The organism is Marinobacter sp. L-46 (genome assembly GCF_056859535.1).
This window is the reverse complement of the sequence record NZ_JBSXOP010000067.1, coordinates 23456-31401: the sequence shown is the minus strand read 5'-3', so window position 1 is coordinate 31401 and position 7946 is coordinate 23456. Positions and strand designations below refer to the sequence as shown.

Genomic DNA, 7946 nt, shown 5'->3' with positions numbered 1-7946 from the left:
GGCGGGAAAGTGGCGAGAAGGTCAGTTTTTGAGGTACCATTTTGGATAGCGGTTGTTGGTGTTGATTGATGGTGTAAGGTCCTGAAATTTTAACACTTTCAGCCGCTTTCTTTTATCCCCTCATGAGAAATTCGGGCTAGGCTTTAGATATACTTTTACGTAAAACTGATTATTCTTTTTTTCAAGAAATACGTTTTTAACATTTTTTGTTAGGTCATTGTAAGTATTTTTAGATGAAACGATTTCTTTCGGTACATAACCAATCATTCTATGATTGGAGTCAAGAACTCTAATTGCATTGCTGTCAAATGGGTTTGATGGATCAGGCGAAAGAATTAGAATATCTGATGTCGGTTTTTCGTGATAACTATTCCCTCTCAACTCAAAGTAAATGATATTGTCAGTTTCTTTGCGATTCCAAATTGGAACATATAGCTGTGATTTTGAACTAATGGTATAAATTACATTTGAATTTTTTGAGCTTTCATCAACGGTAGCACCTTTTTTAACGTCCGATCGATATGTATTATGCAATTTACGGGACGGAGGCTCCACTTCTTCTACTTTAATAACGACTTCAGAACTGAATTTTTGATTTTGCAAGTCGCTCAAGTCGTTTTTGTCAACGACACATACTACTGCTGACGACGAACTATTGGCAGTTTCGCCTTTATGGTTATGAATTTCCGCGTTTCTTTTTTGTGCTCGGAGCTTTCTTTCTTTTCGTTTTTTAGCCCTTTTGCTTTTTCCCGTTTTTTTGTTAAGGTTTTTTTCTCTAGCTGAATGAATTGCAGCTATGAGTTCTCTTTTGGCAATGTGTCGATTTCTTCTTTCGAAAGAAATTTCAGTTTCGCCGTCAGGACTCTTGGCGATAGCTTTGAAGCGATCATCAGAAAACTTTATAATTTTGCAATTATATCCTGAATCTGGATCCGTCCATGTCTCATGCATCAGTATTCCTTTTGATGGATCTACTGTTTGAACTTGCTATCTTCAGTTGCGCTGCTTGTCGAATTTAGAAAGATTGCCAGAGCTTTAATGATGCAGCAAGGACTTCTTCCAAGGTAATTGGGGGGGGACAGATAGCCGGGTCAGCGAGTTCGCATGAGGACCGATTGTAAACACCCCTGTTTTAGTCACACTGCTGATTAGAGGTTTCCGCCCGCTGGTGTTTCGCCAGACATTCCAATGGCGTCAAGTCATTCAATGAATCGGAGGGGGAGGAAACGGGGTCACGCGGCCCATGAAACAGTCCGCTTTGTGGTCGATCTGAGTGTTCGCTTTGCGACCGATGGGTACGATTGGTTAGCTGGTTGATCTTCCATCCTGAGGATGATCGTAACCAGGAATTGTCGCCCGAAGGAGCTTTCAGAGCTTTGAATGACGGGACTGTAGTGAGATTTCGGCCTATTTACGCTGAACGTGTCAGATTGCGACCAATGTAAGGCGTCTGTATCATTGTCGGTCAAAATCTGCGCCGCTTGTTGTCAAAAGAAAAGCAGATCAGTAATGTTCTGATCTGCTTTTCTTTTTTTAATTCCGGGTGCGGAGTTCCCTGATATTTGCGGCGGTTTCAAGTATTCCGTCCCACCAAGCAACCGGAGCTTTTGATGTCTGGCCTGTACAAGCTTTTCCGCCCCCTTATTCAACTTGGCCTGATTCCGCAGATCACGCTAGGCATTATTGCCGGTGTCTTGCTGGCCGTGGTGTCGCCTGAAACGGCTAAATCCTTCTCGATTCTGGGCCAGCTGTTCATCTCCGCCCTTAAAGCCGTCGCACCCATCCTGGTGTTTGTGTTGGTTGCCGCAGCGATTGCCGCACACCAGAAAGGCCAGCCCACGCATATTCGCGGTGTCCTTGTGTTGTATGTGGTTGGCACCTTGATCGCAGCGCTGGTGGCGGTGGTGGCCAGCCTTGTTTTCCCCACCGAACTTACGCTGGATATGCCGGAGGTGAGCGGCAATCCGCCCGAGAGCATCATCCAGATCCTCCGGGACTTGTTGCTGAGTATGGTGGCCAACCCGGTTACCGCGCTAATGGAGGGCAACTTTATTGCCATTCTGGCCTGGGCGGTAGGCCTCGGGATGATGCTTCGCCACGCCAGTGATGCCACCGGCAAGGTACTGAATGACCTGTCGGATGCAGTTTCAGGCATTGTTCATGTTGTTATCCGCTTTGCGCCCCTTGGTATTCTGGGGCTGGTAGCCAACACCCTGGCGGAGGCCGGCATTGGTGCCTTGCTGGAATACGGCCGGCTGCTGGGCGTTATTGTGGGTTGCATGCTGTTCGTGGCGCTGGTGACCAATCCGCTGATTGTGCTCCTGAAAACCCGCCAGAATCCGTTTCCCCTGGTATTTGCCTGCCTTCGGGGCAGCGCCATTACCGCATTCTTCACCCGTAGTTCCGCCGCCAACATTCCGGTAAACCTGGAGCTTTGTGAGCGCCTGGAGCTGGACCCGGACACCTACACCATCTCCATCCCTTTGGGTGCCACCATCAATATGGCTGGCGCTGCCATCACCATTTCTGTGATTACCCTGGCTGCAGCCAACACCCTGGGTATACCGGTTGATTTCGGTACCGCGTTGCTGCTTTGTGTGGTGTCTGCGCTGGCCGCCTGCGGGGTCTCCGGTGTGGCGGGTGGTTCGCTGCTGTTGATTCCCTTGGCCACCAGCCTGTTCGGTATCTCCACCGATATCGCCATGCAGGTGGTCGCCATCGGTTTTGTAATCAGTGTGGTGCAGGATTCCACAGAAACGGCCCTGAACTCTTCTACGGATGTACTGTTTACCGCAGCCGCCTGCCGCGCGGCCGAGCGCAAAGAGGGGTAACAGGGCGATGTCTCGAAACCTGATTTTTATCGGCATGCCCGGCAGCGGAAAAAGTACCGTGGGCGTGTTGGCGGCAAAGCGGCTTGGTATGGGGTTTGTGGATACCGACCTTCTGATCCAGGAAGAGGCCGGCCGCACCTTGCAGGAGATTGTCGACCAGGACGGTTACCAGGCCCTGCGCCATATTGAAGAGCAGGTGCTGCTGAAGCTGTCCGTGGAAAACCAGGTTATCAGCACCGGCGGTAGCGCTGTTTACAGTGATGCCGCCATGCGCCACCTGAAAGCCAATGGCACCGTGGTTTTTCTGGATATTCCGCTGGATGTGGTCATTCAGAGAATCGGTGACTACAGCCTGCGGGGCATTTCCCGCCGGCCGGACCAGTCCCTTTCCGAGTTGTTCGACGAGCGTTTTGCGCTCTATTCCCGCTATGCAGATATTACAGTGAAGGGCGAAGGCCTTACCCAGGACCAGGTTTGTGAAGCGGTTGTCAAAGCATCGGATCCGAAAGCGGAAACCTGAGGGTAAAGGTTGTGCCTTCATCGGGAAGGGAGTCTACCTTGATCTCGCCCCGGTGCTTCTCCACTACGGTTTTCACAAACGACAATCCCAGGCCGGCGCCCAGGGTGCCGGCCAGCTCGCTGCGCTTTTGCCGGTGGTAGCGGTCGAACAGGTAGGGCAGTTCATCGGTGTCGATGCCGCAGCCTTCGTCGGCGATGGCCAGGCAGGCCAGGTGGGCAGCGCGATACACGTGGATGCTCACGGTGGCGTCTTCCGGGCTGTACTGCACGGCGTTGGTCAGCAGGTTGATGACCGCCCGCTCTAGCAACTCCGCATTGCCTCGCATCCACAGGTCTTCGGTGCCGATCAGTTGCAGTGAAATGTTTTTGCGCTGGGCCTGCTCATACACGCTGTCCCGGGCGTTTTCGACAATGGCCAGCAGTTCGCACTCGTAGAAGCGCGGCTCGGTCAGCTGCTCGGCCCGGGCCAGTTGCACGAATTCTTCCGCCAGGTTGTAACTGCGCCGTGCCAGCATCCGCAGCTGGTCCAGGTGCAGTTCGTCTATGCTGGCGGGGTCCCGCTTCAACTGCTCAATCAGGGCCAGCTGAGACACCAGCGGCGAGCGCACATCGTGGGAGATGAAGTCGATGGCCTCCCGGTGCTGTCGTTGTTGTTCCCGCAGTTCTGAAATGTCCGATATGTTGGCGATAATGCCGAACTGACCGTGTTCGGGGAGTTCGAAAGGCGCAAAGTGAACAAGGAAGTCCTTGCCATGCACGGTAACGTCCAGGGTGCGGCTTTCTTTCAGGGTCAGGGTTTCGGAAATCACTTCGTGCCAGGGCGGCGTATCCTTCGGGTCGTGGCCTTCCAGCAGGCTGGTCAGGGGCATGCCGGTGATGCTGGGCATGGGCTCCCGGAACCAGTCTTCGATGTGCTGGTTGGCAAACCGGATAACCCCCAGTTCGTCGGTTACGATAATGCCGTCCGGCATGTGTTCGAAGCTGTTGCTGATAAAAGCCTGCATCTGGGCCAGGCGTTCGCTGGCCAGGATCACCTTGCGCAAGCGCGGCGAGTGGCCGAGCCCGGGGCTGAGCGGGCCGGTAGCGGGTTGCGAGTCCAGTTCCAGTTTGTGCAGGAAGTGCTGTATCACTTCCCGGCTGAGGTCGTTGCGCAGGGTGAGCCCGATGACGTAACTGGTTTCGCCCCGGGTCAGCCGGATCCAGCTTTGCTGCTGCTGGTGCTGCCACTCACCGGGTTCCGGCAGTGGCGGGGCCTCGGCAAGGCTCATGCCATGGTTTTCGAGTAAGTCGCCGTCTTCTGCCAGCAACCAGCCTTCCGGGCGCAGCAGGGCCCGGAAATGTTCCAGTAAGCGATGGGGCTGTCTTTTCGACGGTTCCGGCAGTGACAAGGTCTGCGTTCTGACCATTTTGTCGAGCTGCCGGTTCAGCAGCCGGTTGGTTACAGCCAGTTGCACCGCCGCGGCCACCGGCAGGGCAATCAGCGGTATCGCCAGCAGGTTGACAGGTGAAAGCTGGTAGCCGAATACGAGCAGCGTCAGAACGTAGCTGCCAGCAAGCACCCCGAGGACCAGCAGGCCAAGGCCCCACGGTGAGAGCTTCCGGTCAAGCAACGGCTTCGAGCCTGTAACCGCGCTGGTAGATGGTTTTGATGCGGAATCCGTTTTCAGGATTCAGCCCCAGCCGTCTTCTCAGTCGGCTCATGTGGGTATCGACCGTGCGGGTGTTGATGTCCTTGGTCAGCCCCCATACCCGTTCCAGCAACATTTCACGGGTCAGCAGGCGGCCCTGGTTCTGGAACAGGAACAGGGTCAGGTCGAAGTCTTTGTCGGTCAGGCTCAGTGGCTCACCGTGCAGGCTGATGCTGCGCTGCTGGGTGTTCACTTCGAACGGGCCGTATACCAGAACCTCTTTCTCGCTGTCCGGGTTACTGCGGCGGGCCAGGGCATTGATGCGGGCCAGTAATTCGGCAGCCCGCGCCGGTTTCGCCAGGTAGTCGTCGGCGCCGGCATCCAGGGCACGTACTATGTCTGATTCGCTGTCTCGCTGGGTCAGGAAAATGGCCGGGATAGGCCAGTTCAGGTGCGCCCGCACGTTCTCCAGAACGTCGATGCCGGTCATGTCCGGGATCTGCCAGTCGAGGATCATAAGGTCGTAACTGCGGTGCAGAACCGCGCCCAGAAAGGCCTGGCCGGTGGGAAAGCTGTCACAATGGTGGCCTTTCTCGGAGACGATGGTCTGTATCCGCTGGGCCTGTTCGTGCTCATCTTCAAGAAGCGCAATGCGCATCAGGCGTTTCCTTCGTTAATAGGGCTATCTGCAATATCCGGCCATTATTCCAGAAATTCAATGTTCGATCAGCCCTGCAGGCGCTATTTCCTTGATGTAAGCGCCGGTTTTCCATTGTCGTCGTCCACCGTTTGCCGGCAGCCGGGAAAGTTGCTGCAACCCCAGAACCAGCCTTTCTTGCTGTGCCGGCGCACCAGGGGTGAAAAACAGTGCGGGCAGGGTACCGGTTTCTGGCTGGTGCCGTCTTTCGGCTGGCTGTCTTCCAGCGGCCGGGTGCCCTTGCAATCCGGGTAGCGGGTGCAGGCATAGAAGCGCCCGAACTTGCCGTCCCGCTCGACCATCGGTGCCCGGCATTTGGGGCAGTGGATGGCTTCGTTGCCGGCAACGCTGTCGTCGTTGGCTGGTTTCGGGCGCCGGTTTATAAAGCCGGTGATTTCTTCCTTCAGGCTGGCCAGGAATTGCCGGGGGTCATCTTCGCCACGGCGGATGCCTTCAAGGGTCGCCTCCCAGACAGCGGTACGATCCGGAGTGCGGATGGAATCCGGCAGGGCGGCAATCAGCGCTTTGCCTTTGTCTGTGGCCTTAATGTAGCGCTTTTCCCGGAACAGATAGTCCCGTTTGAACAGGGTGTCGATAATCGCTGCCCGGGTGGCCTCCGTGCCCAGGCCATCGGTTTCCCGCAGGGTTTTTCTGAGCTCCGGGTCCGCGACGAAACGGGCAATGTTGGTCATCGCCGACAGCAGTGTGGCATCGGTGAAATGCTGGGGTGGCTGGGTTTTCTTTTCTTTTACGCCAGCGTTGGTGCACAGCACCGGTTCGTTTCGCTCCAGCCTTGGCAGAGGGGGCTTTTCCGGTTCGCTGTTGTTTTCCCGTAGCCGGAGCTCCAGGGCCTTCCAGCCTGATGTGAGAATGGCGGTTTCGGTCGCCCGGAACTTGTGCTCCAGTACTTTCACCGTCAGCTTGCCTTCCCGGTGTACGGCATCTGCCGCAAACTGCATCAGGTAGTAGCGGCTGATCAGCCCGTAAATTTTCTGCTCTGCCGCAGTCAGCTTGCCGTTGGCCGACGGCCGCACGGTAGGAATGATGGCGTGGTGCGCGTCTACCTGTTTGTCGTCCCAGGCGGCGGAGCGGCGGCTGGTGTCCAGTTCGCCGAACTGCGTTTCCAGCTCCGGCGCGACACGGCCGATGGCGCGGATAACCTGCTCGCACTGGTTATAGTGGCCTTCGGGCAGGTAGCGGCAGTCAGAACGGGGGTAAGTGATCAGCTGGTGCCGCTCGTACAGGTTCTGGGCGGTATCCAGTACGTCTTTGGCTCCCATGCGGAACAGCCGGCCGGCTTCTATTTGCAGGGCAGACAGAGAAAGTGGCAGTGGTGGCGTTTCCGGCCGGTCACGGAACCGGGATTCCACAATGGTGCCCGGGCGGCCGTTTACTTCTGCGGCAATCTGGTCTGCGATTTCACGGCTCAGCAGGCGGTTTTCTTCGTCCAGGTGATCCTGGAATTGTTCGTGTGGCAGCCATCGTGCGGTGAAGGGGCGTTGGTCTGCGTCTTCTTCACGGGCGCGGAATTCGCCTTCAATCCGGAACCAGGGCTTCGGCTCAAAGTCCTCGATGGTGTTATCCCGCTCTACCACCAGCCCCAATACCGGGGTCTGTACACGGCCGACCGAGTACACGCCCTGTTCGCCCTGTTGCTGATAGGTGAGCGTGTAGAAACGGGTCAGATTGATGCCATACAGCCAGTCTGCGCGCTGGCGGGCCAGGGCCGAATGGGACAGGCGCCGGAATTCCCGGTTGTCTTTGGGCGCCTGTATGGCCCGGGCAACGGCGTTGGGGGTCAGGTCGTTGATCAGTATCCGTTGCACCGGCGCCTCGGTGCCCACATAACGGAGTACCTCATCCACCAGCAGCTGGCCTTCCCGGTCCGGGTCTCCGGCGTGGGTAATGGTGTCGGCCTGGCGAATCAGGGATTCCAGCACCTTCAGTTGCTGGCGCACGCTGTCTTTGGGGGACAGCTGCCATGGCTCCGGAATCATGGGCAGGTCTTCCAACCGCCACTTTTTCCAGGCCGGGTTATAGCGGGCCGGTTCGGCCGGTTCCAGCAAGTGGCCGATGCACCAGCTCACTGTGGCGGCGTCTTTGCCCTGGCCGCAACGAATCCAGCCTTGACCTTTCTGGTGCGGGCCGGGCAGGGCGGCAGCAATGGCTCTTGCCAGGCTGGGTTTTTCGGCTATGTAAAGATGCATGGGGTCTTGGCGTTGCTGGATCGGTTCGGGAATGTGGCCCTTTGCCGGATTGCTGTCAAGGTTT

The 7946-nt window shown here is 56.3% G+C and carries 6 protein-coding genes; 2 read left to right on the top strand and 4 right to left on the bottom strand.

The annotated features are described in order from the left end of the window. Positions 1-120 precede the first annotated feature (120 nt). Complete coding sequence (locus AC13DJ_RS10550) at positions 121-951, bottom strand: HIRAN domain-containing protein (protein WP_482933117.1); 831 nt, start codon at positions 949-951, stop codon at positions 121-123. Between the two features lie 659 nt (positions 952-1610). On the opposite strand from AC13DJ_RS10550, the gene sstT reads away from it, so the two are divergent. Together sstT and AC13DJ_RS10540 are read left to right on the top strand one after the other, a co-directional pair. Continuing rightward, a complete protein-coding gene (sstT, locus tag AC13DJ_RS10545) occupies positions 1611-2831 on the top strand; it encodes a serine/threonine transporter SstT (protein ID WP_482933116.1) in 1221 nt (406 codons plus the stop codon). A 7-nt stretch (positions 2832-2838) separates the two neighbouring features. Beyond that, positions 2839-3351 carry a shikimate kinase gene (locus tag AC13DJ_RS10540; RefSeq protein WP_474540925.1) on the top strand — a complete coding sequence of 171 codons (513 nt, stop codon included), beginning with the start codon at positions 2839-2841 and terminating at the stop codon, positions 3349-3351. Here AC13DJ_RS10540 and AC13DJ_RS10535 read toward each other — a convergent pair. The 3 genes from AC13DJ_RS10535 to AC13DJ_RS10525 form a co-directional block, all read right to left on the bottom strand. Further along, positions 3320-4960 carry a sensor histidine kinase gene (locus AC13DJ_RS10535; protein WP_474540926.1) on the bottom strand — a complete coding sequence of 547 codons (1641 nt, stop codon included), beginning with the start codon at positions 4958-4960 and terminating at the stop codon, positions 3320-3322. The genes AC13DJ_RS10540 and AC13DJ_RS10535 overlap by 32 nt on opposite strands. Then, the gene (locus tag AC13DJ_RS10530) at positions 4953-5636 is read right to left on the bottom strand and encodes a response regulator transcription factor (RefSeq protein WP_022989659.1); all 684 of its coding nucleotides are present in this window, start codon (positions 5634-5636) and stop codon (positions 4953-4955) included. The genes AC13DJ_RS10535 and AC13DJ_RS10530 overlap by 8 nt, the downstream gene beginning before the upstream one ends. Positions 5637-5719: 83 nt before the next feature. Further along, a complete protein-coding gene (locus AC13DJ_RS10525; RefSeq protein WP_474540927.1) occupies positions 5720-7882 on the bottom strand; it encodes a DNA topoisomerase III in 2163 nt (720 codons plus the stop codon). Positions 7883-7946 lie beyond the last annotated feature (64 nt).

Excerpts from the sequence above, each read along its gene's own strand:
- AC13DJ_RS10550 (WP_482933117.1), bottom strand. The coding sequence starts at position 951 with ATGCATGAGACATGGACGGATCCAGATTCAGGATATAATTGCAAAATT.
- sstT (WP_482933116.1), top strand. The coding sequence starts at position 1,611 with ATGTCTGGCCTGTACAAGCTTTTCCGCCCCCTTATTCAACTTGGCCTG.
- AC13DJ_RS10540 (WP_474540925.1), top strand. The coding sequence starts at position 2,839 with ATGTCTCGAAACCTGATTTTTATCGGCATGCCCGGCAGCGGAAAAAGT.
- AC13DJ_RS10530 (WP_022989659.1), bottom strand. The coding sequence starts at position 5,636 with ATGCGCATTGCGCTTCTTGAAGATGAGCACGAACAGGCCCAGCGGATA.
- AC13DJ_RS10525 (WP_474540927.1), bottom strand. The coding sequence starts at position 7,882 with ATGCATCTTTACATAGCCGAAAAACCCAGCCTGGCAAGAGCCATTGCT.